Consider the following 26,401-nt stretch of genomic DNA (forward strand, 5'->3'; position numbering starts at 1 on the left):
GGTCTGTCTGAATCAGATCGCTTCCAGCTTGGCGTACGCCAGCATCAGCCACTTGCTGCCTTCGCTGGCGAAGTTGACCTGCACGCGGGCCTGGGCGCCGCTGCCCTCGAAGTTGAGGATCACGCCTTCGCCGAACAGCGCATGGCGCACCGGCTGACCGAGGCTGAAGGGGGTTTCCGGCACCTGGCTGCCTGCGAACATCGAGCCACCGCTCATGCTCCGGCTCGGCGCCGCGTAGGGGCGGCTGACGCTGTTGCTCAGGCGCACTTCCTGGATCAGCGCTGGCGGGATCTCGCGGACGAAGCGCGAGACCTTGTTGTAGGTCTCGTTGCCGTACAGGCGGCGGGTCTCGGCGTAGGTCAGCACCAGCTGCTGCATGGCGCGGGTCACGCCGACATAGGCCAGACGGCGCTCTTCCTCGAGGCGGCCAGGCTCTTCCAGGCTCATCTTGTGCGGGAACAGGCCCTCTTCCATGCCGACCAGGAACACCAGGGGGAACTCCAGGCCCTTGGCGCTGTGCAGGGTCATCAGCTGCACGCAGTCCTCGTGTTCCTCGGCCTGGGTGTCGCCGGCCTCCAGCGAGGCGTGGGTGAGGAAGGCTGCCAGCGGGCTCATCTCCTCTTCCTCGTTCTCGAAGTTGCGCGCGGCGCTGACCAGTTCCTCGAGGTTCTCCACCCGCGCCTGGGCCTTCTCGCCCTTCTCGGCCTGGTGCCAGGCCAGCAGCCCGCTCTGCTCGATGACGGTCTGGGTCATCAGGTGCAGCGGCATGTCCAGCACCTTGGCGGCGAGGTTTTCGATCAGCTCGATGAAGCCGCTCAGCGCTCCGGCGGCGCGGCCGGGCAGGGCCTTGCCCGCGATCAGCTGCTGCATTGCCGCCCACATCGACAGGTCGCTGTGGCGGGCGTGCTCGCGGATGGCCTCGACGGTCTTCTCGCCGACGCCACGGGTCGGCACGTTGATCACCCGCTCCAGCGCGGCGTCGTTGTGGCGGCCGTCGAGCAGGCGCAGGTAGGCCACCGCGTTCTTGATCTCGGCGCGCTCGAAGAAGCGCTGGCCGCCGTAGATGCGGTAGGGAATCTTCTCGCGCAGCAGGGCCTCTTCCAGTACCCGCGACTGGGCATTGGAGCGGTAGAGGATGGCGATCTCGCTGCGCTTGAGACCGTCCTTGCGCAGCGCCGCTTCGATCGACTCGACCACGTAGCGGGCCTCGTCGTGCTCGTTGAAGGCGGCGTACAGACTGATCGGCTCGCCGTCGCTGCCGTCGGTCCACAGCTCCTTGCCGAGGCGCCCGTTGTTGTTGGCGATCAGCGCGTTGGCGGCCTTGAGGATGCCGGCGGTGGAGCGGTAGTTCTGCTCCAGGCGGATCAGCTGGGTGTCGGGGAAGTCACTACTGAACTGCTGGATGTTCTCGATCTTGGCGCCACGCCAGCCATAGATCGACTGGTCGTCGTCGCCCACCACCATCAGGCTCTCGCCACCCTTGGCCAGCAGGCGCAGCCAGGCGTACTGCACGGCGTTGGTGTCCTGGAACTCGTCGACCAGGATGTGGCGGAAGCGCTTCTGGTAGTGCGCCAGCAGGTCGGGTTTGTCGCGCCACAGGTCCAGCGCGCGCAGCAGCAGCTCGGCGAAGTCGATCACCCCGGTGCGCGCGCAGGCCTCTTCATAGGCCTGGTAGATCTTCAGCATGGTGGCGAGGAACAGGTCGCCGCCGGGCTGGATATTTTTCGGCCGCAGGCCCTCGTCCTTCTGCCCGTTGATGAACCACTGGGCCTGCTTGGCCGGCCAGCGCTGTTCGTCCAGGCCCAGTTCGCGGATCACCCTTTTCACCAGGCGCTGCTGGTCGTCGGAGTCGAGGATCTGGAAGTTCTCGCTGAGCCCGGCTTCCTGCCAGTGCGCGCGCAGGATGCGGTGGGCCAGGCCGTGGAAGGTGCCAACCCACATGCCGGCCGGGCTCTGGCCGAGCATCTGCTCGATGCGCTGGCGCATCTCGGCCGCCGCCTTGTTGGTGAAGGTCACCGACAGGATCGAGTAGGGCGAGGCGTTGAGGAACTGGATCAGGAAGGCGATGCGGTGCACCAGCACGCGGGTCTTGCCGGAACCTGCGCCGGCCAGCACCAGCTGGCGGCCGAGCGGCGCGGCCACGGCCTGGCACTGCGCATCGTTGAGGGAGGCGAGGAGAAGTTCGGGGTCGAGAAGGGCGGGATCTTTATGCATCGCGGCATTCTACGGGCGGGGTCCGGGGGCGGCAAACCGCACCGTACGCTCAGTGAACAAGCGTGCGCCGTTTGTCGAGCGGTGCCATTAAAAAGCCAGCCTCAGGCTTGGGCGGGCGCTCTAGCTCGGGTATGCTCGGGAAAAGTCAGGCATCCCATTACAAGAATATCGCCTATGACCCAAGCCAATCGGGGGGCTTCCGCCAGCGCTGCGGCGGAAGAGTCGCGTGCCATCGCCCAGCAGTTCGCCACCGAAATCGCGGTCGAGCGCACGCGCCTGTTGTACCAGGGCTCCCAGGTACCCACCCTGTTCATGCTCCTCAGCGGCCTGGCCTGCGCGGCGCTGCTCTGGCAGCCGCAACCCAGCCTGCTGCTGGCCGGCTGGCTGGTGTGGCTGGTGCTGCTGGCGGTGCTGCGGCTGATCCAGATGACCGCCTTCAAGGCCGCGCTGCCGTCGCGCCAGGCCAACCCGCAGTGGCGGCGCACCTTCCTGCTCGGCGCCGGGCTGTCCGGCCTGACCCTGGCCTGCGCCGCCATCTTCCTGGTGCCGCCCGAGCGTTTCCTGCTGCAGGCCCTGGTCTATGGGCTGATCGCCGCCGCCATCCTCTCCGCCAGCGTGGCCTATGCGGTCAGCCGCGCGGCCTTCCTGGTATTCGCCCTGCCGTGCCTGCTGCCGACCGTGGTCTACCTGCTGCTCAGCGACAGCCCGCGCCAGCAGGGCTGGGGCGCGCTGGGGCTGATTTTGCTGCTGAGCCTGTGCGTGGTGGCCTGGCAGGTCAACCGCCTGGTGCAGAGCAGCCTGCTGCGGCGCTTCGAGAACCAGGCGCTGATCGAGCGCCTGGAGCACGCCCGCGAGAGCGCCGAGGGTCTCAACCAGGAACTGGCGCGCGAGGTGGAGCAGCGTCGCCGCGCCGAGCGCGAACTGCGCCGTGCCCACGACGAGCTGGAAATCCGCGTGGCCCAGCGCACCCTGGAGCTGGACGACGCCAGCCATGCCCTGGGCAAGAGCGAGACGCGTCTGGCCCTGGCCCTGGAGGCCAGCGAGCTGGGCCTGTGGGACTGGAACCTGCAGACCGATGAAGTGCACCACAGCCACCTGGAGAGCATCTTCGGCATCAGCCAGGACGAGGTCAAAGGCGTGCTCAGCCACCTCAAGCCGCGCCTGCACCCGGACGACCTGCCGCTGCTGCGCCGGGCCCTGGTCGAGCACCTCAAGGGCCGCACCGACGGCTACTGCGTGGAGTACCGCGTACGCCACGCCGACGGCCGCTGGCGCTGGGTCGAGGACCGTGGCCGGGCGGTCGAGCGCGACCCGCAGGGGCGCGTGCTGCGCATGCTCGGCACGCGCCGCGACATCACCGAGCGCAAGCGCCTGGACGAGGAGCAGCGCCTGGCCGCGACGGTGTTCGAAGCGACCAGCGAGGGCATCGTCATCCTCGACGCCGACTACCTCCTGCTGTCGGTCAACCAGGCCTTCAGCGAAGTCACCGGCTACCGCAAGGAGGAGGTGCTCGGGCGCAGCGTGGCCACCCTGATCAGCAGCCGCGACGCGCGCCGCCAGTACCAGCTGATACGCCAGCAGCTGGAGAGCCATGGCAGCTGGCGCGGCGAGCTGATCGAGACGCGCAAGAACGGCGAGCTGTACCCGCAGTGGCTGCAGCTCAACGTGGTGCGCGACAGTCGCGGCAGGGTCAGCCATATTGTCGGTTTCTTCTCCGACCTGTCGCAGCGCCGGCAGACCGAGGAGCGCCTGCGCTACCTGTCGCACTACGACGAGCTGACCGGCCTGGCCAACCGCAGCCTGTTCCGCGAGCGCCTGCACGAGGCCTGCGACAGGGCGCGCCACGGTGCCGCGCACATGGCCTTGCTGCACATCGACCTGGACCGTTTCAAGCTGCTCAACGACAGCCTCGGCCACGAGGTGGCCGACCAGCTGCTGCGGCAGATGGCCCGCCGCCTCAACCAGGCGGTGCCGGAGGCGCATACGGTGGCGCGCCTGGCCGGCGACGAGTTCGCCATCCTGCTCGACGACTACGCCAGCCTGTCGACCCTGGCGCGCACCGCCAGCCGCCTGCTGAGCAAGCTGCGCATGCCGATGGACGTGGGCGGCCACGAGCTGGTGGTCAGCGCCTCGATCGGCATCAGCCTGCTGCCGGACAACGCGCGCGAGGTTGCCACTCTGCTCAGCCAGGCCGGCATGGCGGTGCAGCACGCCAAGCACCTGGGCGGTAACACCTTCCAGTTCTACACCGACAACCTGCAGGCCTGCACCCTGGAGCGCCTGCAGCTGGAGACCCAGCTGCGCAAGGGTATCGAGGAGGGCCAGCTGGAGGTGTTCTACCAGCCCAAGCTGTGCCTGGCCGACGACAGCCTGAATGCGGCGGAGGCGCTGGTGCGCTGGCGCCATCCGCAGCTGGGGCTGGTGCCGCCCAGCGACTTCATCCCGCTGGCCGAGGAGACCGGGCTGATCGCGCCGATCGGCGAGTTCGTGCTGCGCCAGGCCTGTCGCCAGGCCCGCGAATGGCAACGCCAGGGGCTGGCCGAGCTGCGCGTGTCGGTCAACCTGTCGGTGCACCAGCTGCGCCAGGGCAACCTGGTCGGCCTGGTGCGCCAGGTGCTCGACGAGACCGGGCTGGCGCCGCGCCTGCTGGAGCTGGAGCTGACCGAGAGCCAGCTGCTGGACAACGTGGAGAACGTCATCGCCACCTTCCAGCAGCTGCGCGACCTGGGGGTGAAGCTGGCGATCGACGACTTCGGCACCGGCTATTCCTCGCTCAGCTACCTCAAGCGGTTCCCGGTGGACTACGTGAAGATTGACCAGACCTTCGTCCGCGAGCTGGCCGCTGGCCGCTGGCGGCGAGGACGCGGCGATCACCCGCGCCATCATCGCCATGGCCCACGGCCTGGAACTCAAGGTGGTGGCCGAGGGCGTGGAAACCCAGGCGCAGATGGATTTCCTCAAGCTGCAGCGCTGCGACGAGATCCAGGGCTTCCTGATCAGCCCGCCGGTGCCGGCCGAGCAGTTCGCCGCACTGCTCAGGGCGCAGGCGGAGATGTGCTGATCAGCCGTTCCAGCGCCCCGGCGCGTAGGAGAACACCGGCAGCGACCAGTGCCAGCGGATCGCCGCCAGGCGCAGGGCCAGGCCGGCGGCGAACGAGGCGAGCAGGTTGAGGTCCTCGTCGACGCCCAGGTGGCGCAGGCTCAGGTAGAGCAGGGCGACCAGCAGCGACACGCTGGCGTACAGCTCGTGGCGCAGCACCTGCGGCAGGCGGTTGCACAGGATGTCGCGCAGGATGCCGCCGAAGATGCCGGTGATCACCCCGGCCATCACCACCACCGGCAGCGGATAACCCAGCTTCAGGGCAACGTCACAGCCGATCACCGTGAAGGCGATCAGGCCCATGGCATCGAGCAGGAGGAACAGCCGGCGCAGGTGGTGCATGAAGCGCGCGATCAGCATGGTGAACAGGCCGGCGCAGATGGTCAGGTAGATGTAGCCGGGGTGCTGGGTCCAGCCCACCGGGAAGTTGCCCAGCAGGATGTCGCGCACGGTGCCGCCGCCGAGGGCGGTGATGAAGGCGATGAGGGCGACGCCGAACAGGTCCATGTTGCGTTTGCCGGCGGCAAGCGCCCCGGACATGGCTTCGGCGGTGATGGCGATCAGATAGACATAGAGCAGCACACAGAACTCCTGCGTCAGGTGCCTCTCCCCCTGTCCTCTGTACCTGAGAGTTTGCGCGGCGTGGCCGCTTGCCCCTTCGGTGGGTCGCTTGCAGCGACCGCTCTCCAGACGGCTATATCGGAATCTCGCAGTGCTGGGCCTGAGCGATCATGGGAGTTTGCGCCTTCGGCGGAGGCGCACCGGGCGCCTCGCTCTCCTGCGAGGGCGCGCAGTATAGGGGCGTGCCCGGCTCAGGCCAACTGGCGCAGCAGCAGGGCATGCTCCAGGGCGACCTCCGCCGGCAGCGGCAGGTAGACGATGTGGCCGTCGCCCGGCGCCAGCTCGGTGCGCTCGCCGCCGGCCTTCTCCAGTGCCGGCAGGCTGAACTGCAGGTTGCCGCGCGGGGTCATCAGCTCCAGGCGGTCGCCGACGGCGAAACGGTTCTTCACCCGCACCTCGGCCAGCTCGCCGCGCCGCACGCCGGTGAATTCGCCGACGAACTGCTGGCGCTCGGCCAGCGAGCTGCCGCGTTCGTAGTTCTGGTACTCGTCGTGCACGTGGCGGCGCAGGAAGCCCTCGGTGTAGCCGCGGTTGGCCAGCGACTCCAGATCGTCCATCAGGCGCAGGTCGAACGGCCGGCCGGCGACGGCGTCGTCGATGGCGCGGCGATACACCTGGGCGGTGCGCGCCACGTAGAAGTGGCTCTTGGTGCGGCCCTCGATCTTCAGCGAGTGCACGCCCATGCGCGTCAGCCGCTCGACGTGCTGCAGGGCGCGTAGGTCCTTGGAATTCATGATGTAGGTGCCGTGCTCGTCCTCGAAGGCCTCCATCAGCTCGCCGGGGCGGCTCTCGTCTTCCAGCAGGAACAGGCGCTCGGTCGCGGCGCCTTCGCCGAGGGTCGGCTGGCAGCCGCGCACGATACCGCCCAGCTCGTTCTCCTGGCCCTCATGGGCCCGGTACTTCCAGCGGCAGGCGTTGGTGCAGGTGCCCTGGTTGGGGTCGCGCTTGTTGATGTAGCCGGACAGCAGGCAGCGGCCGGAATAGGCCATGCACAACGCGCCGTGGACGAACACTTCCAGCTCCATGTCCGGCACCTGCTGGCGGATCTCCTCGATCTCCTCCAGCGCCAGCTCGCGCGACAGGATCACCCGGGAGAGCCCCTGGCGCCGCCAGAACTCCACGCTGGCCCAGTTCACCGCATTGGCCTGCACCGACAGGTGCACCGGCATCTGCGGGAAATGCTCGCGCACCAGCATGATCAGCCCCGGATCGGACATGATCAGCGCATCCGGCGCCATCGCCACCACCGGCTCCAGGTCCCTGAGAAAGGTCTTCAGCTTGGCGTTGTGCGGCGCGATGTTGACCACCACGTAGAAGCGCTTGCCCTGCGCACGCGCCTCGGCGATGCCGATGGCCAGGTTGGCGTGGTCGAACTCGTTGTTGCGCACCCGCAGGCTGTAGCGCGGCTGCCCGGCATACACGGCATCGGCGCCATAGGCGAAGGCATGGCGCATGGCCTTGAGGGTGCCGGCGGGGGAGAGGAGTTCGGGGGCTGGGAGCGGGGACATGGCGACGCTTGCGTGAGAAACGGGCGTAAATGGTCTCTGAAGTTCGCTTGCGGGTTCTTGATCCAGAGCAGCCCTGGAGGCGATGCCTTAAAGGCTGCTCCACTGGCCTCACCAAACCTCGGTGGGGCAGAGTAGTTCGGGGAGCAGATGATGCGTGGCGCTGCTCCCAGGCAATGCGCAGGGCGCTGGCGAGTGAATCAACCAGAGCATGCCGAGTACTAGGTCAAGGCCAGGTAGCTGCTTGGTGAAGACAAATATCATATCGATAGTTCCGTTCGTCTGCCCGCTACCCGTAGCGGTAACGCCAGCGCCACCGAGCGGCGCGCAGGAAATGGAATGTTTGCTTGAAGTCTGTTCGTTGCCCCGGCTTTCTTGTTGCGTTTTTTCCTACTCATTGGTTGGCGCTGGTTGATGCTTCTGGCAATGGCCGGCAGCGCCGTTGCTCATCGGCCGGCTGCCAGCCCGCCATGCGCGCATCGAGGAAGGCCTCAGCGGCATCCTTAAGTGATTGTGGAGCGCTGTCTGGAGGTAGTAGTTCGGACCTGTTGGGCTGGGTGCGCAGCAGGGCGTCTGGACCATCTCGCCAAAGGAAGGAGTAGATATAGACATAACCTGGCTGAGTATCACGCTGATAGTCGGCCACGCTGCGCAAGGCCGCGAGCAGGGTGGCGAAGCTGACGAGATTCTCATCGTAGAACACTGCGCCCAGGCGCACTTCGCCAAGTTCGGGATCGTAGCACCAGGCCATGCCGGCGCTGTCATCTGGTGTGGCTTCCCAGCCGGCGAGTAAATCGCCGACACTGTCTGCGGACACGGCTATGAAATACCGGCGCCAGTCTTCCTGCCACTGCAGGTTCATCTTTTGCCAGTCGTGGAAGTCGGCGGCCTGTGTCGGGGGTGAGGCAAGCCAGCTACTTAGCTCGTTTTCACTTAGCGGTATCTGCAGATAGACGCTACTGGGCTCGGAGGCGGCCAGGGGCTGACTCAGAAGCAGACACACTAGCAGGGCAGGAAAGTGGTGTATTACGGCAGTATCTCCATATCTAGGGTGCATTATGCATCCCAACGGGTTTATGTTGCGCCGGACCAGTACCAAAGTGTGGCGCCCCAGGGGGAATCCTCGAACTCCGGCATGATCTCGCCCTGTGTGAAATGACGTCTGGAGTTTTGCTGGGCAGGGCTGAACCAGTAGCCGGTTTGAGGGCAGCGTTTGCCTGCCTCGATGCGTGCCGGAGATGTAGGCGCGCTGTCCTCTTGGTCGAAACGGGAATACCAGCGGGCGGTGCTCTCCATTTCGAAACAGTCACCGTAGGGCGAGTAGCTGTGCAGCTGGTCGGGGTTGGGAATACGCACCGGCCTGACTACTCTGTTGACCGCTACATAGGCTGCAGGTAAGCCATCGTCCTTCGCACCTAGTTCTGGATACTCGCCCGCCCGAATGATGAGGCCCTGATCATAGGTCAGGACCTCCACATCGCTTTGTCCGCTCAGGGCGTGACGGATGGCGTCTTCGCCGCCCAGGCGCTCGACATAGGTGTTGCCCAGGACTGTGAACCAGTTTATGCCCTTGATATGGTCAAGCAGCTCTAGGCTAGAGGCGAAGGGCATGGAGTCCACCTCCAGCCCGGAATACTGTTGGGCCAGCTGGTATTCGATCGGCATATAGCCGTCGTAGTCATAGGGCAAGGTGCTCGATAGGCCACCATAGCCATGCTCGGCTTTGACCTGGTTGCAGAGATAAATCAACCATTCTCGATAGCGTTCAACCCCATTGGGCTCGGAGAGAAAAGACCAAGGAATAACCAGTTTGAGATAAGAGCGCACTTTATCGCCGTGAACTTCAAAAGAATTCAGGGCAGAAAGGCAGAAGTCGGGAGCATCTTTCATACCTGTAGAGCTGCTCAAACTCCAGTAATACTGCTCATTAGGTTGCGTTGCGAGAATCTGCTCCAGCGATTTTTGGAAGTTGGAGGACGTCAGTTTTTTATCTCGACGATAAACTTGCAGCTTGAGTTGAGTTCCGAACTCTGCATAAAAGCGCTCAAAGCATTTCCCCACGTTCTGTTTACTTTCCGCGGTATAGCCCTCCTTGAAGTAAAGAGTGGCTATCAATCCCAACTTCACTACTGGAGTGCCATCTGGCAGCTCGAATGCTAGGTCGGGGGCGTGCTTAGTAAGTTTTTCCAATGCGTTCATGGGGCTCTCTTAGCCAGCGGCAACGGCCGCAGTCGCGGCGGTGCCGCCCAGAATGGAGACCAGCACCGCCCAGGAGGTTCTGGCCAGGTGGACGATAGCCAGCAGTCCGGCCACGATGGCAGCGGGAATGCTGAGCGCCACCAGAGCTTTGGCAATGAGGATAGTGACAACCACTGTGGCTACCGCCACACCTATATTGATCAGCACCTGTACCCAGTCGATCTGGCGCAGCATGTCGAGGGTCAGATCGGTGTAGTGCTGGATTTTCTGCCAGATGGCGCGCAGTTGCTCGTCGGTCCAGCGCACTACCTTGGCACCGGTCTCGCTGACCCATTCCCAGGCCTTTTGCGATTCCCGGCGTACCCATTCGCCTTTGCTGCCTAGCCAGGTGGCAGCTTCCTCCAGATGCTGCTGCACCTCGGCGGAGAGCTGACGGATACCTTCGGCGCCCTGCTCCAGAAGCCCGTCGATGGCCTCCTGTACCTGCTGGGTCCAGCTCTCCACCCGTGCCGGTTTGGGCGTGGGTTGCGGCCCATAGACAGGTACCGGCACTGGTGCTGGGCGGGGTTTGCTGCCAGGAGTCTGTGGTGGTGGCATCAGTGGAGGTACGACCGGCCAGTGCAGTGGGTTGTTGTTCCCGGTCGGCTGGTTGGCCTCGTTGTACTGGCGTTCACGCTCACGCTCGCCGTCGTCCCGGCAGTCATTGATTTCCAGCACAGTAAAGCGTTTGGGGCCGCCTGCGATTTGGATGTAGGCCTGACGCTGGTCTGGCAATAGCGTGTCATTGGGAAACTTGACCTCAACCACCCGCGCCAGATTGTCCGGGTGCGTTACGCCCTGATGATCCGGGCCTGCTTGGCCTGGCCAACGCAGTGTACGGTTCTGCACGATGATGACATCCGGCCGCCGTAGCAGGCCTGGCGTCATGCCGGCGGGGAAGGGAATCAGCGTGTGGCGACGTAGTGGGTCGGGAGCTTGACCCTTACTCCATCCCGATGTGCTGAGGAAGGGCGTAGGTGGCAGTCTGGTCATGTCGAAGCAGACCTCTGCCTTGTAGTCCCATAGATAATTCCAGCGGTATTCATCAGCTCGGATCAGGCCGCTCATGACCAGTTGTTTGAGCTCCACCTGACTAGCGATGCCATTGGGCAATTTCTTGAGCGACAGGCGTGGAAAGCGCACCGCGTAATTGGCTTTCTCCATCAGATAGGGCTTGTTGCTTGGATTGGGTAGAGGGGCTTCCTTTACTGTGCCCTCTACGCTCGTGGTGGTGCAGCCATGTGGCGTTTGCGGTTGAATTGTCGCCATTTATGCGCCCTCCGGATTGGCGTTCTTCAGATCCAGGGTCATGTCCTTGGGTGTGCTGTCGCCGGCCAGGAACAATGGCTCTTGTGGTTCTGGCTGACGACTTGGGGTTAGCAGTTCGACCTGGGCGGGTTCGGCGCTATGGACGAGGAAGGTTTTGCCTTCATGGTTTGTGTAACCGGCCAGCTGCGAGCCGTCGGCCAGCTTAAGTGTGTAGGGGGCTCCCACCAGCGGTTCGCCAGTTTTCTCGTCCAACAACAGGTAGCGTGCCTTATGGCTACGGGGTGCCCGCTTCAGAAGATTGCCGGCTTTGTCCTGATCCGCCGCCCAAGGAATTACCGGCCCGAGTATCTGAATACCTGAGCCTTTGCCAGGCGCACCTCCCGAATTCATCTTTATAGTCGCGCCGCTCAGGGTCACGCCGCTGGGGTCGAGTTTGAGCCAGCTGCCGCCGCCCTTGGCAGTGAGTTCCATGCCGGCGTCTATGACCACCTTGCTGCCGGCGTGGTAGTGGATCTCGTTGCCCGCCTCGATGAACTGTCCCGTGCCGAGCTTCACGTGCTGGTTGGTCGCCACGGTCAGGTAGTCGTTGGCGCGGACCTCGGTCTTGCGGTCCTTGTGGGTGGTGCGATGCTCCTCGGCCTTGAGCTCGGTGTAGCTGTTGGCCTCGACCGTGTCGTGGCGCTCGTGGCCGATACGGATCTTCTGGTCGTGCTCGACGTTCTCGTCCCAGTCCCTCTGGGCGTGGATATAGATCTGCTCCTGGCCCTTGCGGTCCTCGATGCGCAGCTCGTTGTAGCCACCGCCACCGGGTGAGCTGAGGGTCTTGAACACGGTTCTGGTCTTGTTCGCCGGCAGGTCGTACGGCACCACGTGTTCCTTGTGGTAAAGGCAGCCGGTGACCAGCGGCTGGTCGGGGTCGCCTTCGAGGAAGGTGACCAGCACTTCCATGCCGATGCGCGGAATGGCGATGCCGCCATAGCGGTCGCCAGCCCAGCTGGAGCTGACGCGCAGCCAGCAGCTGGTCGTATCGTCGGCCTGGCCCTCGCGGTCCCAGTGGAACTGCACTTTCACCCGGCCGTACGGGTCGCAGTGGATTTCTTCGCCCTTGGGGCCGGTGACCACGGCGCTCTGGCTGCCGAGGATGCGTGGCTTGGGGTGTTGCAGCGGCGGGCGCCAGGGCTGGTCCCAGGGGGTGGCGCTGAAGCGGTTGCGGTAGCCCTGATGGAAATCACCTGAGTTGGTGGATGCACCCTCTCCCCCAGCCCCTCTCCCATGAATGGGAGAGGGGAGAGGGCCGGAGCCGAAGTTGGTGATGGACTCTTCCAGCACCTGCGGCTGCTTGCCTTCGTGGTGGATCTCGTTGAGTAGCCACAGCTGGTTCCAGTCCGCACGTGGGTGGGCGGAGAGGTCGAGGAAGTGGCCGGTGCGCAGCAGCGGCTGGTCGCTTTCGCCCTCGGCCAGCTGCTGGTCGGCGCGGTGGCGCTCCAGGGCCCGTTGGGAGAGGTGCTTGCCGCGGGCGCGCTCGGTGAAGCGGCCGGGGTAGTCGTAGTCCTCCAGGTCCGGCTTGGCCTCGCCCTTGTGCGCCGCTTCGAGCTGCAGGCGCGGCTTCTCGAAGTCGTAGTCGCGACGGGTCACGCGGCTGGTGCGGGTGGCCAGGCGCAGGGCGAAGCGCTTGATCACTGGGTCGTCGGCCACCAGGCCGGAGTCCTGCTGGTAGGCGGTGGTCGGCAGCTTGGCGAAACCGGTCTGGTCGTCGCCGAACACCAGCACATGGCCTTCGGGTGAGTGCTGGAAGTGGTAATGGATGCCTTCTTCCTCGCACAGGCGCTGGATGAAGTGCAGGTCGGATTCGTCGTACTGCACGCAGTAGTCGCGCGCAGGATACTGGGCGCCGAGCTGGAAGCGCTGGCCGGAGCCTTCGAGGATGCCGTGTTCGCTCAGCACCTGGGCGACGATCTGCGGCACCGTCAGGTGCTGGAAGATGCGCTGGTTGATGCGGTGGCCGAGCCAGGCCAGCTGCGGGCGCAGGGTCAGGTGGTAGCGGGTCAGGCGCTGGCCGGAATCGCCCTGGGCGCAGGCGTGCACCTGGGCGTGGATGCCGCTGCCGTCGGCGTTCAGAGCGAGGAAGGCCGGCTGGCCGAGCAGGGCTTCGAGGTCCAGGTCCGGGCGCTGGCTGACCAGCGTGACCTCGAACATGAAGGGCTGGCTGAGCGCCTCGTGTCCGGTGAACTCGAGCACCTGCAGGTCGTGTGGGGCGCCGGGCAGGTGCAGGCTGAAATGCGTCTGGTTGGCGGGGGCGAACATCCGTTGTTCCTTCTGCCGAAAGGGCATCGGCCAGGAGTGCTGGCCGATGGGGCGGCTCGCGTACCTGCGAGCCGGGGCATTGTCCGGGATGCGCCACGGCGCTGCCGTGACGCGGGGGGCAAAAATGCCGCCCGGTCGCCGATCAGGCGGAGATCGGCGAACGCCAGTCGTCGGAGCCGGAAGTGCCGGACACTTCGTGGGTCCAGATGATCTTGCGGTAGGTGAAGTAGACGTCTTCCAGGTGCGTGAAGTGGGCCATGTTCGGGTCCTGGCAGTTGGGCATGCGCGACTGCACGTCGACGATCACCGCGTCTTCCAGCTCGATGGTGAAGTAGTGCTCCTGGGTGCCGGTGGAGGAGGTGCGGTACCACTCCAGGCGGCACTTGCTCAGACGCTCGCCGGAGGTCAGGGAGTTGAAGATCAGCGGCGAGGCCTTGTCGAATACCTTGGTGATCATCAGCGGCTTGTGCACGCGCTGGCCGGTCGGCTGGCCGGACTGCGGGTCGCGCGGGATGATCACCTGGTGGCTGAACGCCTGCACCAGGATCTGGTCCTCGTGGCCTTCCTGGAAGATGTTGCCGACCGAGTCCTCGGTGAAGGTGCCGGCGGTGATCAGGCCTTGCTTGGTGCCTTCGAGGGACAGGTACGCGGGTGTTGGCATGGTGCTCTCCTTTGCATTGAGACGAGGACCGGGAATGGTCCGGGCGGCTGACTCAGTACAAGGGGCGTGCCAGGGGCGTGCGGGCCAGCAACGGCGGGGCTTGCGCGGATGGCGCGAGCTGCCCTGTGCGGGGCATCACGAAAGAGTGCGCAACAACTGGCGCAGGGCTGTGCAGGGGCTTGCGCAGAGGGGCGAAGGCCCGTGGAGTGGGGGCTTTGGACGGGGTGAAGGAGGAAGGTGTGCAAGGAGTTGCGCAATGTCGGGCGTGGGAGGTGACAGGCTCCCGGATTGCATCCGGGCTACAGGAGCGCCCCTCTCCCCGGCCCTCTCCCATAGATGTGAGAGGGGGCGTAGGGCAGTGGCCGCTGGGGTCTAGTCTTCCCACTCGCGCCCGGCCAGCTCCAGCAGGGTGTTGGCCTGTTCCGGGCCGTTGCGGCCGGCGGGGTAGGGGCGCGGGTCCTGGTAGTTGTCCTGCCAGCCCTTGAGGATGGGGTCGATCCAGGCCCAGGCTGCCTCCACTTCGTCGCGGCGCATAAACAGCGTCGAATCGCCTTCGATCACGTCCAGCAGCAGGCGCTCGTAGGCATCCCAGCGGCGTTTCTGCGGGAAAACCTGGGCCAGGTTGAGGTCCAGCTCCATCGGTGTCAGCTGCATGCCCTTGCCCGGGCTCTTGCCCATCAGCTGCAGGGTGATGCGTTCCTCCGGCTGCAGGCTGATGACCAGGCGGTTGGCCTGGCTGCCTTCGAACAGGCGGTGCGGTACCGGCTTGAACTGGATGACGATCTCCGAGCACTTTTTCGCCATGCGCTTGCCGGTGCGCAGGTAGAAGGGCACGCCGGCCCAGCGCCAGTTGTCGATCTCGGCCTGAATGGCGACGAAGGTTTCGGTATCGCTGTCGTTGTCGACATGTTTCTCGAAGTAGTACGCCGGCACCTCCTGCCCGCCGATCTTGCCGGCGACGTACTGGCCGCGCACCGTCTTGTCGTGCACGTCGAGGCCGGCGATGGGCTTGAGCGCTTCGAGGATCTTCACCTTCTCGTTGCGCACCGACTCGGCGTCGAAGCGCACCGGCGCTTCCATGGCCACCAGGCAGAGCAGCTGTAGCAGGTGGTTCTGCACCATGTCGCGCATGGCACCGGCCTTGTCGTAGTAGGCGCCGCGATTTTCCACGCCGAGCGTCTCGTTGACGCTGATCTGCACGTGGTCGATGTGCCCGGCACGCCAGATTGGCTCGAACAGGGCATTGGCGAAGCGCAGTGCCATCAGGTTCTGCACCGTCTCCTTGCCCAGGTAGTGGTCGATGCGGAACACCTGCGGCTCGCTGAACACTGCGCCGATGGCGGCGTTGATCTCACGGGCCGACTCCAGCGAATGGCCGATCGGCTTTTCCAGCACGATGCGCGTGTCGCTGCCGGCCAACCCGGCGATGGCCAGGTGCTCGGCGATGGCTTCGAACAGGTCCGGCGCGGTGGCCAGGTAGTAGATGCGCCCGCGGTTGCAGGCATGGGCGCCGAGGAACCGGGCCAGGCGGCCGAATTCGGCGCTCTGCGCCAGGTCCATGGCCAGGTAGTCCAGGCGCGCGGCGAAGCCGGCCCAGGTGTCGTTGTCGAAGTCGCTGCGTGCTACCTGGGCGCGGCAGCGGCGTTCGGCCAGGGCCTGGTACTCGGCGCGGCTCAGGGCGTTGCGCGCCGCGGCGAGGATGCGCATGTCGGCCGGCAGGCGCCCGTCGCGATGCAGGTGGTAGAGCGCCGGCAGCAGCTTGTGCAGGGCCAGGTCGCCGGTGCCACCGAATACCAGCATGTCGCAGGGGCTGTTCAACGAGGGGCCTCCGGCCGGGTTTGCCTGTGCGGGTTGGGCATTCATGTAGTATAACTACAAGCTCACTACAGCCCGATCATAACAGGCTGGGTGAAACCGCAGCGAGCCGGCGCGGTTTCCATCGAGCCCGATAACAGAGTCCTGCCCGTGAATCTTCTGCAGCATATCGCCCAGTCCCGTCACCTGCTCCGCAAGTCGGAGCTGAAGGTTGCCGACCATGTCCTGCAGGACCCCTCGGCGGTCATGCACAGCTCCATGGCCGACCTGGCCCACGAGGTCGGCATCAGCGAGCCGACCATCGTGCGCTTCTGCCGCGCCATTGGCTGCAGCGGCTTCCAGGACCTCAAGCTGAAACTGGCGCAGAGCCTGGCGGCGGGGGCCAGCTTCGGCCAGTTCGCGATCAGCGAGAACGACTCGGTGGCGGACTTCAGCCTGAAGATCTTCGACACCACCCTGCACACCCTGATGGAAGTGCGCGAACGCCTCGATCCCAAGGAACTGGAGAAGGCCATCAATGCCATCGCCAACGCCCAGCGCATCGAGTTCTACGGCTTCGGCGCCTCCGGCGCGGTGGCCGCCGACGCCCAGCACAAGTTCTTCCGCCTGTTGCTGACCGCCGCGGCCTACTCCGACCCGCACATGCAGGCCATGAGCGCGGTGACCCTCAAGCCCACCGACGTGGCCATCTGCATCTCGCAGTCCGGCCGTTCCAAGGACCTGCTGATCACCGCCAACCTGGTGCGAGAGTCCGGCGCCACCCTGATCACCCTGTGCCCGAGCCAGACCCCGCTGGCCGACCTGGCCACGGTCAACCTGGCCATCGACGTGCAGGAGGACACCGAGATCTACACGCCGCTGACCTCGCGCATCGCCCACCTGGTGGTGATCGACGTGCTGGCCATGGGCGTGGCCATGGCCCGCGGCCCGGACCTGGTCAACCACCTCAAGAGCGTCAAGCGCAGCCTGCGCAGCCTGCGCCTGTCGCCCAAGTCGGTGCGCAGCGCCGAGGACTAGCGTCACGCAAGATTCATCGGCGCGCCGCCAAAGCGTCACCCTCCGGCGCGCATGCTGGGTTCCCGTTATCGGACTAGGAGCCCCGCGATGAGCCTGCATCACGCCGAACCCGTTCACGACAGCAAGACCCGCCGCAAGCTGGAAGACCAGCGCCGCATGGCCTTCCGCCGCGCCATCGAGGATTACGCCGAGCAGCGCCGCCTGCAGCGCGAACTCCACGACTATCCCGATCTGCTCCCCGCCGGCCTCCTGCTCGAGCGCGCCACGACCCGTCGCCAGGCGGCCTGAGCCCTGCCGGCGGTATGCCGAATTCGGCATGCCGGGCGTGCAAAGCGATCAAGCCGCGGCGGCCGCAACGGGCCACTGTAGCGGGCAGACTGCCAGGAGCCCGTTATGACCCGACTGACCCTCACCGAGGCCCATGAGCTGGCCGCCGCCATCCTGCGCCATGCCGGTTTCAGCGAGGCCTTCGCCCAGGCCATCGCCGCCACCGTGACCGCCGGCGAGCGCGATGGCTGCAAGTCCCACGGTCTGTGGCGCCTGCTCGGCATCGTGCACACCCTCAAGGCCGGCAAGGCGGTGGCCGACGCCGAGCCCGAGGTGATCGACCAGGCGCCGTCGCTGGTACGGGTCGATGCCCATGGCGGCTTCTCCCAGCTGGCCTTCGCCGCCGGCCTGCCGCTGCTGGCGGACAAGGCCCGGCGCAACGGCATCGCCGCCCTGGCGATCAACCGCTGCGTGCACTTCTCCGCGCTGTGGGTGGAGATGGAGGCGCTCACCGAGCTGGGCCTGGTGGCGCTGGCCTGCAACCCGACCCAGGCCTACGTGGCGCCGGCCGGTGGCAGCCGTCCGCTGTTCGGCACCAACCCCGTCGCCTTCGGCTGGCCGCGTGCCGGTGGCCATCCCTTCGTCTTCGACTTCGCCACCAGCGCCATCGCCCGTGGCGAGATCGAGCTGCACCGCCGTTCCGGCGAGCCGCTGCCGCCGGGCTGGGGCGTCGACCGCCACGGCCAGCCGAGCAGCGAGGCCGCCGAGGTGCTCGACCACGGCGCCATGCTGACCTTCGGTGGGCACAAGGGCTCGGCCCTGTCGACGATGATCGAGCTGATCGCCGGGCCGCTGATCGGCGACCTCACCAGCCTCGAATCCGGCGCCTTCGACGGCGGCGCCAACGCCCTGCCGTACCACGGCGAGCTGATCATCGCCCTCGATCCGCAGCGCTTCCTCGGCGCGCAGGCCGAGCAGCACCTGGCCCGCGCCGAGGCACTGTTCGAGGCGATCCAGGGCCAGGGCGCGCGGCTGCCGTCGCAGCGGCGCTACGAGGCGCGGGCCAGGAGCCTGGCCTGTGGCGTTGAACTCGACGACGGCCTGTACCGCGACCTGCAGGCGCTGCTCGGCTAGCTAGCCTTCCTCCAGTTCCAGCGGCTGCTCCACCCGCAGCTCGACCTGGCCGCGCCCGCATTTGCGCAGGCTGATGCCCAGCGCCATCTCGTCCAGGCGGCGGCGCAACAGCAGCAGGCGGGTGGCCAGGTTGTCGCTGATTTCCGGCAGGTTCAGCGAGCTGTCGGCGCGCAGTTCGCGGCTGCTGAAGGTGCGCCGGCCGCTGTCGCGGTATTCGCGCAGGAGCTTCCAGAGGATGGCGCCGGCGATGCCCTTGATCACGTACTGGCCGTCGATGAACAGGGTCGACAGGCGCGCATAGAAACGCACCTGCAGCGCAGTGCTGGCGCGCGGGCGGGGCGCCGGCGCGCCCTGCCAGTCCGCCGCCTCGCCCGCCTCGCAGTCCTCCTGCAGGCGGCCGATGGCCAGGCCCAGGGCGTCGGCCAGGGTCGCCAGGGCATCCTCATGGTGGTAGCTGAAGCGCTGGGCGCGCAGGTCCTCGACATAGAGCACGCCGCTCACCGTGGCGCCCAGGCGGATCGGCAGGGCCAGCTGGCTGCCGGGGTTGGCCAGGCCATGGAAGGGCAGCGCCGGCTCCAGCGGCTCGTCCAGGGCCAGGGCCTGGGAGCGCACCACCTGGGCGTAGCCGTGCTCGGCCAGGGCATGGTTGATGCGGATCGGCACGCCCGTGCGCGCGGCCACGCCGATCACGCCCTTGCCCAGCGGCACCTCGCTGCCGATCTGGCTGCCGGGATAGCCGCGCGCGGCCACGGTGAACAGGCGCGCCTGCGCGTCGTCGCACAGCAGGATCATGGCCTGGGCGATCTCCAGCTGGCGCTCCAGGGCGGCCAGGCAGCTGTCGAACAGGTGCTCCAGGTCGACGGCCTGGGCCACCGTCTCGATCAGCGCGCGCAGTGGCGGCAGCAGGTTGGGCGGCAGTGGCTGGGGCAGTCCGGGGCAGTCCACCGGCTCGATGGCCAGCACCCGGTAGATGTCGGCGCCCTGCAGGCGGAAGACGCCGTCCATGCCGCTGTGCGAGGCGATGCCGGCCAGCTTGGCGCCGATCTTCTCGAACGTGGCGCCCTCGGTCTCGGTGCGCAGGTATTGCGCCAGCAGGCGGTGGCGGCGGGCGGTGAAGGGGTCGATCAGCAGGATCCGCGCGATGGGGTTCTCCAGCACGTTGCGCCGGGTCTGGCTGAAGAACTGGAAGCTCAGGGCGATGTGGGCCGGGTCGAGGTAGTGCACTGCCGACAGGTAGGACAGGTTGGGCGTGCCGTCGAGCGCGCAGGTGGCGATCAGCGCCGGCGTGCTGCCCTCCATCGAGTCGCGCAGGGCGCAGAGGCTGGGGTTCATGGAGCCCCCGCCAGCGCCTTGCCGGCATTCGGCCCGGGCGTCTGATCGAACAGCGCGTGAATGCCGCAGTGCAGGAACACCAGGCGCTCGGGCTCGTAGCCGTTGAGGGTGGAGGCGAAGGGGTCGCCGAAGCCGATCAGGTCCAGGCGCCGGTTGGCCAGCGAGACGCGCCGGGCGATCTCCGCGAGCTCGCTGCCGGCCACCCCGCCCAGGCGGGCGTCGCGGGTCTTGATCTGCACGGTGCGGTGGCTCACCGGGTCGCTGAACACCAGGGCCGCCCGTCCGCCCTGCACCGCCAGCTGCAGCACGGCGCCGGCCTGGCGCTCGTCGAAGGCCACGCGCAGGCGCTGGCGCGCCGGATCGATGAAGCAGGCCAGGCCGAAGCAGAGGTCCGGCACGCCCGTGGCGGTGGCGCTGGCCAGGCGGATCAGCGCGCCCTGGCTGATGAAGTCGGCCAGCTCCTCGTCGAGGCTCAGCGCATTCATCGCGGTTGTCCTGTCATCGCATCCCCTTAGCAATCTTTTAGCAAGTGCTGCCGGAAAAATTAGCAAATGCCCGGGCGCTGCCCACCTAGCATGGGGGCCCACCATCTGTAACGGAGTTCATCATGCAACATAGGCTCAGCAATCTGTGGCTCAAACTGGCCGGACTGTATTTTTTCATAGGTGTGGCCCTGGGCGTCGGCATGGGGTTGTCCGGCGACCATCACCTGTTCCCGCTGCATGCCCACATCAACCTGCTCGGTTGGGTATCCATGGCGCTGTTCGGCCTGATCGGCCGCGTACTGCAGCCGGGGCGCGTGCTGAAGGCGCATTTCTGGCTGTACAACCTGAGCCTGCCGGTGATGTGCGTGGCCTTGCTGTTCATGCTCAATGGCAAGCCCGCCTTCGGCCCGCTGCTGGGCCTGGCGTCGCTGGGGGTGGCGGGCGGCGTGCTGCTGTTCGTGGTTGCCCTGTTCCTGCCGGCGCAGCGCCAGGTACCGGCCAGTGGCCCGCTGGCGCTGAGCTGAGGGCGGCGATAAAAAAGCCCCGGCGAACCGGGGCTGAGGGAGGGAAGCGCTGGTGGCTGAGCCGACAACTTTTCAGGCCAGCGATTCCCGCGTGGTGATGCCGTCGACCAGCCGGGCCAGGCCCAGCGGGTTGGCGTTCTTCAGGGCGTCCGGCAGCAGGGCGTCCGGGCAGTTCTGGTAGCACACCGGGCGCAGGAAGCGCTCGATGGACAGGCTGCCGACCGAGGTGCCGCGCGCATCCGAAGTGGCCGGATAGGGGCCGCCGTGGACCATGGCGTCGCACACCTCCACGCCGGTCGGATAACCGTTGAACAGTACCCGGCCAACCTTCTGCTCGAGCAGTGGCAACAGATCGCCGTGGGCCTCCAAGTCGGCCGGCTCGGCGGTCAGGGTGGCGGTCAGCTGGCCGCGCAGGCCATGCAGGGCGCGGATCAGCTGGGCTTTGTCGGCCACTTCCACCACCACGGTCACGGGGCCGAACACCTCCTCCTGCAGCAGCTCGTCGCCGTTGAGCAGCAGGGATACATCGGCCTGGAACAGCTGCGGGCGGGCCTGGCGGCCTTCCTGCGGCTGGCCGGCCAGGTGCTTCAGCCCCGGGTGGGCGTGCAGCGCGGCCAGGCCGCGTTCGTAGCTGCCCAGGGTGCCGGCGTTGAGCATGGTCTGCGGCGGGCGCTGGCCGATCTCGGCGATCAGGTTGGCGACGAACAGGCTGAAGGCCGGCGAGGCGATGCCGATGACCAGGCCCGGGTTGGTGCAGAACTGGCCGCAGCCCTGCACCACCGAGTCGGCCAGTTCGCGGGCGATCTGCTCGCCACGCGCGGCCAGGGCGGCCGGCAGCATCAGCACCGGGTTGATCGAGCTCATCTCGGCGAACACCGGGATGGGGTGCGGGCGCGCGGCGGCCATGTCGCACAGAGCTCGACCGCCCTTCAGCGAGCCGGTGAAGCCGACCGCCTGGATCGCCGGATGCTTGACCAGCCACTCGCCGACCCCGCCGCCATAGACCATGTTGAACACGCCGGCCGGCATGCCGGTGGCCTCGGCGGCGCGGATGATCGCCTGGGCCACCAGCTCGGCGGTGGCCATGTGGCCGCTGTGCGCCTTGAACACCACCGGGCAGCCGGCGGCCAGCGCCGCCGCGGTGTCGCCACCGGCGGTGGAGAAGGCCAGCGGGAAGTTGCTGGCGCCGAACACCGCCACCGGGCCGACGCCGGTGCGGTACTGGCGCAGGTCCGGGCGTGGCAGCGGCTGGCGCTCGGGCAGGGCGCGGTCGATGCGCGCGCCGAGGAAGTCGCCGCGGCGCAGCACCCTGGCGAACAGGCGCATCTGCCCGCTGGTGCGGCCGCGCTCGCCCTGGATGCGCGCGGCCGGCAGAGCGGTCTCGCGGCACACCAGCTGGACGAAGTCGTCGCCGAGGGCGTCGATCTGCTCGGCGATGGCGTCGAGGAACTGGGCGCGGCGCTCCGGGCTCAGGGCGCGGTAGACCGGGTAGGCGGCCTCGGCGGCGCGGGCGGCGGCGTCCACCTCGGCCTCGGTGGCCTGGTGGAAGGCGTAGGGCAGCGCCTCGCCGGTGCTGGCGTCGAGGCTGTGCAGGATGATTTCGCCGGCGGCGCTGCGGGCGCCGGCGATGAAGTTGTGGCCGGTGATGGCGGGCATGGTTAGCTCCTGTCGGGTGCCTGTGAGATCAGCGTTGCCATGGCAGATCGGCCGGAAGCCCGGAAGCATCCGGCCGCAGCACGGCGATCAGGCGGCCGACCAGTTGGCGTACCACTGGCGGAACAGCTTGTACTGGGTCTCGGCGTAGTTGCGCTGGGCGTCGCTGAGCGCATCGGTGGGGTTGAAGTGCAGGGCGTATTCCGGGTCGCCGCCCAGCACCATCAGGTACTTGTAGTAGAGGACCAGGTCGCAGCCCTCGTCGAAGGACGACAGCACGTTGAGCGCCTCGGACAGCTCCAGGGCGCGGCGGCGGGCGACGGCGTCGCCCTTGGCGGCCTGCTTGCTCAGCTCGACCAGCTGCAGCACTTCGCGCGGCAGGACGTTGCCGATGCCGGTGATGGCGCCGGTCGCGCCGCAGTTGACGAAGCCATGCATCACCTGGGTGTCGACGCCGGCCATGAGGATCACCTGGTCATCCTGCGAGGTGATGTGCTCGGCGGCGTAGCGCATGTCGGCGGCGCCGCCGAACTCCTTGAAGCCGATCAGGTTGGGGTACTGGCGGCGCAGCTTGAAGAACAGTTCGGCACGGGTGGCGAAGCCGTAGTAGGGGCTGTTGTAGATCACCGCCGGCAGCTGCGGCGCCGCTTCGAGAATGGCGGCGAAGTGCGCTTCCTGGGCGGCCGGCGAAGCGCCGCGGGACAGCACGCGCGGAATGACCATCAGGCCATGGGCGCCGACCTTGGCGGCGTGGGCGGCGTGGGACACGGCCTCGCGGCTGTTCACCGCGCCGGTGCCGACGATGGTCGGGATGCCGGCGGCGACCAGGCGCGCCACCCCTTCCTGGCGCTCGGCCTCGGTGAGCAACGGCCAGTCGCCCATGGAGCCGCAGTAGACCACGGCGCTCATGCCGGCCTCGATCAGCTGCTTGCCCTTGCGTACCAGGGCGTCGAAGTCCGGCTTGCGCTCGGCGGTGCAGGGGGTCATCAGGGCGGGGATGGTGCCGGTGAAGATGGTGCTGTTCATGCTGTCGCCTCCTGGGCAGAGTCAGAGTATTTCGTATACGGAAGCAAGGGGTCGTTCTACGCCCTTGTTTCCATGGCTTGGGCCTGGGCCCGGTTCAGAGCGCCGGCGCGGCGGCGGTTATCAAATCTTTAAAAAACAGGGTCAGGGTTGCGGCTCGACCGGCCAGGTGTCCGAGAGGCGGTAGCCCTGCGGCCAGGGGTCGTCGGGGTCGAGCAGGTGCTGGTGGGTGCCAGTGATCCAGGCCCTGCCGGACAGGCAGGGGTGGATGGCCGGGCGCCCGGCGACTTCGGTGAGGCCGGCGATGCGGCAGTGGAACTCGGAGCCGATGATCGAGCGGCCGACGAAGCGCTCGCCGTCCTGCATCTGGCCCTTGGCGTGCAGCACCGCCATGCGCGCCGAGCAGCCGGTGCCGCAGGGCGAACGGTCGATCTTGCCGGGGCGGATCACCACCGCGTTGGCGGCGGTCAGCACGCCGTCGATGCGTTCCAGCGGCGCGGCGATCTGGCAGAAGGAGATGTGATCCCAGTCCTTGTTCAGCGGATGGACGAAGCCCAGCTGCTCGTTGGCCGCGCGGGTGATCTTCAGGCCCACGGCGACCAGGTCGGCGGCCTCGTCGGCGGTCAGGGCGAAGCCCAGGGTACGGGCATCGGCGATGACGAAGCTGTCGCCGCCGTAGGCGGTGTCGACCTTGAGGCTGCCGAGGCCCTCGACCTCGATCATGGCGTCCAGCTTGTCGGCGAAGGACGGCACGTTCTTCACCTCGACGCGCTGCACCTTGCCGTCACGGCACTGGGCCACGGCCTCGATCAGGCCGCCCGGTGCCTCCAGCACCAGGCGCGTTTCCGGCTCGGTCATCGGCAGGATGCCGCTGTCGAGCAGCACGGTGGACACGCACAGCGAGTTGGAGCCGGACATGGGCGGCGTGTCGGCCGGTTCCATGATGATCCAGGCCATCTGCGCCCGCGGGTCCTTGGCCGGCACCAGCAGGTTGACGTGGCGGAACACGCCGCCGCGCGGCTCGTTCAGCACGAAGTTGCGCAGCTCCTGGTCGCGCGCGATCCAGCGCGACTGTTCCCACAGGGTGGCGCCGGGCGGCGGCGCGACGCCGCCGACGATGACGTCGCCGACCTCGCCCTCGGCGTGGCAGCTGACCACATGGATGACCTTGCTCGAACGCATTGCTCTCCCCTTATAGGACCGACTTGAGGAAGTCCGCGGTTTCCGGCTTCTGCGGGTTGCCGATGACCTGCTCGGGCGCGCCGATCTCGTGCACCAGGCCGTTGCGGAAGAACGCCACGCGGTCGGACACGTCGCGGGCGAAGCGGATCTCGTGGGTGACCAGGATCATGGTCATACCCTCCTCGGCGAGCAGGCGCATGGTGTCCAGCACCTCGCCCACCAGCTGCGGGTCGAGGGCGCTGGTGGCCTCGTCGAACAGCATGTAGTCCGGGCTCATGGCCAGCGCGCGGGCGATCGCCATGCGCTGCTGCTGGCCGCCGGAGAGCTTGCTGGGGAACACCTTGAGCTTGTCCGCCAGGCCCACGTGGGTGAGCTGCTTGACGGCGATGGCCTCGGCCTCCTGCTTGCTCAGGCCGAGCACCTTGCGCGGCGCCAGCATGACGTTCTCCAGCACGGTCAGGTGGGGGAAGGCGTTCCACTGCTGGAACACGATGCCGATCTTCTGCCGCAGCTTGTTGAGGTCGGTGCCCGGCGCGTGCACCTCGGTGCCGTCGACGCGGATGCTGCCCTTCTGGATCGGCTCCAGGCCGTTGATGCACATCAGCAGGGTGCTCTTGCCGGAGCCGGAGCCGCCGATGATCGACACCACCTCGCCCTTGTTCACCGTCAGGCTGACACCCTTGATGACTTCGAGGTCGCCGAAGGATTTGTAGACGTTGTCGATCTCAATCATTTTCCTGCCACCTTTTCTCCAGCCGGGCGCCCAGCTGGGCCACCACCAGGCTCATGATGTAGTAAATGAGGCCGGCGATGCACAGCACCAGCAGCGGCTCCTGAATACGGGTAACGATGGTCTGCGAGGCGCGCAGCAGCTCGACGATGCCGATCCACATGACCAGCGCGGTGTCCTTCATCACGCTGAGCACCAGGTTGAGCCAGCCGGGGAAGGCCACGCGGGTGGCGATCGGCAGCACGATGTAGCGCAGGTCCTGGCTGTAGCTCATGCCCAGCGAGCGCGCGGCGCGGCGCAGGTTGGGCGGCACGGCCAGCACGCCGCTGCGTACCACCTCGGTACAGAAGGCTGCGGCATACACGCCGAGCACGATGCAGCCGACGGTGAAGGCGCTCATGTCCAGCCCGGCGATGCTCTTCAGGGCATTGAACAGGACGAACTGGATCAGCAGCGGCACGCTGCGGAACACGTCGAGCACCCAGGCCAGCGGTAGGGTGGCGCGCGGCAGGGCGGCGCGCAGCAGGCCGAACAGCACGCCGGCCAGGGTGCCGATGAGCATGGCGCCGGCGGTCAGCTTGAGGGTGACCCAGGCACCCTGCAGCATGAACAGCAGGTCGTTGGAGGTGAGGCTGGTATCGAACATGTGCGCGCCTCCCTCAGTAGCGGAACAGACGCCAGGCCATCAGGCGTGCGGCGAGCACGATGGTCTTGGCGATCAGGTAATAGAGCACCGCCGCGATGGCGAAGTACTCGAAGGTGCGGAAGGTCTTCACGTTGTAGTCCTGGGTGACCCCGGTGAGGTCGTTGTTCAGCCCGACGATGACCCCCAGCGAGGTCATCAGCACGGCCCAGACCATCTGGTTGGACAGCGGGTGGAAGACGATGCGCAGCAGCTGCGGGACGATGATCAGGCGGTAGGCTTGGAAGGCGCTCATGCCCAGCGAACGTGCCGCCTTCATCTGCGTCTCCGGTACCGCCTTGAGGCCGCCGCGGAAGTTCTCCGCCAGGTAGCCGGCGTTGTTGAAGGTGATCCCCGCCAGCAGGGCGACCCAGGAGCTGACGTGCAGGCCGAAGCTGCCGAGGCCGAAGTAGAGGATGTAGATCTGGAACAGCGACGGGGTGTTGCGCGCGATGGACACCCAGGTGTTGGCGAAGTGCCGTGGCACCGGGTGCTGCATCTGCCGCATCACCGTCAGCAGCAGGGCGATCAGGGTGCCGAGGAGCATCGACAGGGCTGCCGTCTCCAGGGTTACCCAGGCGCCCGCCAGCATGTCCGGCAGGGCCTTGAAGGCCGAGCGCCAGTGGAAGGTGTAATCGAACATCG

Annotated in this window: 21 protein-coding genes, 1 pseudogene and 2 riboswitches; of the genes and pseudogenes, 5 read left to right on the plus strand and 17 right to left on the minus strand. The window is 66.9% G+C overall.

The features are described from left to right. Positions 1 to 12: 12 nt before the first annotated feature. Positions 13 to 2,214 (minus strand): DNA helicase II, encoded by a 2,202-nt coding sequence (gene uvrD / locus AAG092_RS11975; protein ID WP_373386863.1) that lies wholly within the window; start codon positions 2,212 to 2,214, stop codon positions 13 to 15. A gap of 174 nt (positions 2,215 to 2,388) precedes the next feature. On the opposite strand from uvrD, the pseudogene AAG092_RS11980 reads away from it, so the two are divergent. Continuing rightward, positions 2,389 to 5,275 (plus strand): annotated as a pseudogene (locus AAG092_RS11980) (putative bifunctional diguanylate cyclase/phosphodiesterase). Here AAG092_RS11980 and AAG092_RS11985 read toward each other — a convergent pair. From AAG092_RS11985 to zwf, 8 genes are all read right to left on the minus strand, one after another. Then, entirely contained in the window at positions 5,276 to 5,896 is a 621-nt protein-coding gene (locus tag AAG092_RS11985) for a trimeric intracellular cation channel family protein (RefSeq protein WP_110680645.1), read from the minus strand. It lies immediately after the preceding pseudogene. Between the two features lie 20 nt (positions 5,897 to 5,916). Next, a riboswitch (glycine riboswitch) is annotated at positions 5,917 to 6,014 on the minus strand. Then, positions 6,015 to 6,105: riboswitch (glycine riboswitch) on the minus strand. A gap of 21 nt (positions 6,106 to 6,126) precedes the next feature. Then, entirely contained in the window at positions 6,127 to 7,443 is a 1,317-nt protein-coding gene (yegQ, locus tag AAG092_RS11990) for a tRNA 5-hydroxyuridine modification protein YegQ (RefSeq protein WP_373386864.1), read from the minus strand. A gap of 391 nt (positions 7,444 to 7,834) precedes the next feature. Further along, a complete protein-coding gene (locus AAG092_RS11995; RefSeq protein WP_373386865.1) occupies positions 7,835 to 8,302 on the minus strand; it encodes a hypothetical protein in 468 nt (155 codons plus the stop codon). A gap of 212 nt (positions 8,303 to 8,514) precedes the next feature. Continuing rightward, positions 8,515 to 9,639, minus strand: a complete 1,125-nt coding sequence (locus AAG092_RS12000) for a DUF3396 domain-containing protein (RefSeq protein WP_373386866.1) — start codon at positions 9,637 to 9,639, stop codon at positions 8,515 to 8,517. 9 nt (positions 9,640 to 9,648) lie between these two features. Then, positions 9,649 to 10,947 carry a VRR-NUC domain-containing protein gene (locus AAG092_RS12005; protein WP_373386867.1) on the minus strand — a complete coding sequence of 433 codons (1,299 nt, stop codon included), beginning with the start codon at positions 10,945 to 10,947 and terminating at the stop codon, positions 9,649 to 9,651. After that, complete coding sequence (locus AAG092_RS12010; RefSeq protein WP_373386868.1) at positions 10,948 to 13,251, minus strand: type VI secretion system tip protein VgrG; 2,304 nt, start codon at positions 13,249 to 13,251, stop codon at positions 10,948 to 10,950. It abuts the gene before it with no gap. Between the two features lie 142 nt (positions 13,252 to 13,393). After that, positions 13,394 to 13,912, minus strand: a complete 519-nt coding sequence (locus AAG092_RS12015) for an Hcp family type VI secretion system effector (protein WP_021702072.1) — start codon at positions 13,910 to 13,912, stop codon at positions 13,394 to 13,396. Positions 13,913 to 14,284: 372 nt separating this feature from the next. Continuing rightward, positions 14,285 to 15,775 (minus strand): glucose-6-phosphate dehydrogenase, encoded by a 1,491-nt coding sequence (zwf, locus tag AAG092_RS12020; RefSeq protein ID WP_373386869.1) that lies wholly within the window; start codon positions 15,773 to 15,775, stop codon positions 14,285 to 14,287. Positions 15,776 to 15,877: 102 nt separating this feature from the next. Between zwf and hexR the strand changes: the two genes are divergently transcribed. From hexR to AAG092_RS12035, 3 genes are all read left to right on the plus strand, one after another. Beyond that, complete coding sequence (gene hexR, locus AAG092_RS12025; protein ID WP_110684057.1) at positions 15,878 to 16,744, plus strand: transcriptional regulator HexR; 867 nt, start codon at positions 15,878 to 15,880, stop codon at positions 16,742 to 16,744. A gap of 87 nt (positions 16,745 to 16,831) precedes the next feature. Further along, positions 16,832 to 17,032, plus strand: coding sequence for a PA3496 family putative envelope integrity protein (locus AAG092_RS12030; protein ID WP_373386870.1), 201 nt, complete (start codon positions 16,832 to 16,834; stop codon positions 17,030 to 17,032). A 105-nt stretch (positions 17,033 to 17,137) separates the two neighbouring features. Next, the gene (locus AAG092_RS12035; protein ID WP_373386871.1) at positions 17,138 to 18,145 is read left to right on the plus strand and encodes an Ldh family oxidoreductase; all 1,008 of its coding nucleotides are present in this window, start codon (positions 17,138 to 17,140) and stop codon (positions 18,143 to 18,145) included. Here the strand turns inward: AAG092_RS12035 and AAG092_RS12040 are convergent, their stop codons facing one another. Both AAG092_RS12040 and AAG092_RS12045 read right to left on the minus strand, forming a co-directional pair. Beyond that, the gene (locus AAG092_RS12040; RefSeq protein ID WP_373386872.1) at positions 18,146 to 19,477 is read right to left on the minus strand and encodes a GAF domain-containing protein; all 1,332 of its coding nucleotides are present in this window, start codon (positions 19,475 to 19,477) and stop codon (positions 18,146 to 18,148) included. Next, complete coding sequence (locus AAG092_RS12045; protein ID WP_373386873.1) at positions 19,474 to 19,962, minus strand: hypothetical protein; 489 nt, start codon at positions 19,960 to 19,962, stop codon at positions 19,474 to 19,476. Before AAG092_RS12045 ends, AAG092_RS12040 begins: the two co-directional genes overlap by 4 nt. A gap of 122 nt (positions 19,963 to 20,084) precedes the next feature. Here AAG092_RS12045 and AAG092_RS12050 point away from each other — a divergent pair, with 122 nt between their 5' ends. Further along, entirely contained in the window at positions 20,085 to 20,486 is a 402-nt protein-coding gene (locus AAG092_RS12050) for a hypothetical protein (protein WP_373386874.1), read from the plus strand. Between the two features lie 72 nt (positions 20,487 to 20,558). Here the strand turns inward: AAG092_RS12050 and AAG092_RS12055 are convergent, their stop codons facing one another. The 6 genes from AAG092_RS12055 to AAG092_RS12080 form a co-directional block, all read right to left on the minus strand. Continuing rightward, a complete protein-coding gene (locus AAG092_RS12055) occupies positions 20,559 to 22,142 on the minus strand; it encodes an aldehyde dehydrogenase (NADP(+)) (RefSeq protein WP_373386875.1) in 1,584 nt (527 codons plus the stop codon). A gap of 87 nt (positions 22,143 to 22,229) precedes the next feature. Then, positions 22,230 to 23,165, minus strand: coding sequence for a dihydrodipicolinate synthase family protein (locus AAG092_RS12060; protein WP_373386876.1), 936 nt, complete (start codon positions 23,163 to 23,165; stop codon positions 22,230 to 22,232). A 141-nt stretch (positions 23,166 to 23,306) separates the two neighbouring features. Then, positions 23,307 to 24,344: a proline racemase family protein gene (locus AAG092_RS12065; RefSeq protein ID WP_373386877.1), complete on the minus strand. Its 1,038-nt coding sequence runs from the start codon at positions 24,342 to 24,344 to the stop codon at positions 23,307 to 23,309. Positions 24,345 to 24,354: 10 nt separating this feature from the next. After that, positions 24,355 to 25,077 carry an amino acid ABC transporter ATP-binding protein gene (locus tag AAG092_RS12070; RefSeq protein WP_110684064.1) on the minus strand — a complete coding sequence of 241 codons (723 nt, stop codon included), beginning with the start codon at positions 25,075 to 25,077 and terminating at the stop codon, positions 24,355 to 24,357. Beyond that, positions 25,070 to 25,720: an amino acid ABC transporter permease gene (locus AAG092_RS12075; RefSeq protein WP_373386878.1), complete on the minus strand. Its 651-nt coding sequence runs from the start codon at positions 25,718 to 25,720 to the stop codon at positions 25,070 to 25,072. Before AAG092_RS12075 ends, AAG092_RS12070 begins: the two co-directional genes overlap by 8 nt. Before the next feature lie 13 nt (positions 25,721 to 25,733). Further along, complete coding sequence (locus tag AAG092_RS12080; protein ID WP_110684066.1) at positions 25,734 to 26,399, minus strand: amino acid ABC transporter permease; 666 nt, start codon at positions 26,397 to 26,399, stop codon at positions 25,734 to 25,736. Positions 26,400 to 26,401: the final 2 nt, after the last annotated feature.

This window comes from Pseudomonas alcaligenes, assembly GCF_041729615.1.
GTDB lineage: Bacteria > Pseudomonadota > Gammaproteobacteria > Pseudomonadales > Pseudomonadaceae > Aquipseudomonas > Aquipseudomonas alcaligenes_B.

Excerpts from the sequence above, each read along its gene's own strand:
- AAG092_RS12010 (WP_373386868.1), bottom strand. The coding sequence starts at position 13,251 with ATGTTCGCCCCCGCCAACCAGACGCATTTCAGCCTGCACCTGCCCGGC.
- AAG092_RS12030 (WP_373386870.1), top strand. The coding sequence starts at position 16,832 with ATGAGCCTGCATCACGCCGAACCCGTTCACGACAGCAAGACCCGCCGC.
- AAG092_RS12015 (WP_021702072.1), bottom strand. The coding sequence starts at position 13,912 with ATGCCAACACCCGCGTACCTGTCCCTCGAAGGCACCAAGCAAGGCCTG.
- uvrD (WP_373386863.1), bottom strand. The coding sequence starts at position 2,214 with ATGCATAAAGATCCCGCCCTTCTCGACCCCGAACTTCTCCTCGCCTCC.
- AAG092_RS12040 (WP_373386872.1), bottom strand. The coding sequence starts at position 19,477 with ATGAACCCCAGCCTCTGCGCCCTGCGCGACTCGATGGAGGGCAGCACG.
- AAG092_RS11995 (WP_373386865.1), bottom strand. The coding sequence starts at position 8,302 with ATGAACCTGCAGTGGCAGGAAGACTGGCGCCGGTATTTCATAGCCGTG.
- AAG092_RS12075 (WP_373386878.1), bottom strand. The coding sequence starts at position 25,720 with ATGTTCGATACCAGCCTCACCTCCAACGACCTGCTGTTCATGCTGCAG.
- AAG092_RS12045 (WP_373386873.1), bottom strand. The coding sequence starts at position 19,962 with ATGAATGCGCTGAGCCTCGACGAGGAGCTGGCCGACTTCATCAGCCAG.
- yegQ (WP_373386864.1), bottom strand. The coding sequence starts at position 7,443 with ATGTCCCCGCTCCCAGCCCCCGAACTCCTCTCCCCCGCCGGCACCCTC.
- AAG092_RS12035 (WP_373386871.1), top strand. The coding sequence starts at position 17,138 with ATGACCCGACTGACCCTCACCGAGGCCCATGAGCTGGCCGCCGCCATC.
- zwf (WP_373386869.1), bottom strand. The coding sequence starts at position 15,775 with ATGAATGCCCAACCCGCACAGGCAAACCCGGCCGGAGGCCCCTCGTTG.
- AAG092_RS12070 (WP_110684064.1), bottom strand. The coding sequence starts at position 25,077 with ATGATTGAGATCGACAACGTCTACAAATCCTTCGGCGACCTCGAAGTC.
- AAG092_RS12055 (WP_373386875.1), bottom strand. The coding sequence starts at position 22,142 with ATGCCCGCCATCACCGGCCACAACTTCATCGCCGGCGCCCGCAGCGCC.
- AAG092_RS12060 (WP_373386876.1), bottom strand. The coding sequence starts at position 23,165 with ATGAACAGCACCATCTTCACCGGCACCATCCCCGCCCTGATGACCCCC.
- AAG092_RS12050 (WP_373386874.1), top strand. The coding sequence starts at position 20,085 with ATGCAACATAGGCTCAGCAATCTGTGGCTCAAACTGGCCGGACTGTAT.
- AAG092_RS12080 (WP_110684066.1), bottom strand. The coding sequence starts at position 26,399 with ATGTTCGATTACACCTTCCACTGGCGCTCGGCCTTCAAGGCCCTGCCG.
- AAG092_RS12000 (WP_373386866.1), bottom strand. The coding sequence starts at position 9,639 with ATGAACGCATTGGAAAAACTTACTAAGCACGCCCCCGACCTAGCATTC.
- AAG092_RS12005 (WP_373386867.1), bottom strand. The coding sequence starts at position 10,947 with ATGGCGACAATTCAACCGCAAACGCCACATGGCTGCACCACCACGAGC.
- AAG092_RS12065 (WP_373386877.1), bottom strand. The coding sequence starts at position 24,344 with ATGCGTTCGAGCAAGGTCATCCATGTGGTCAGCTGCCACGCCGAGGGC.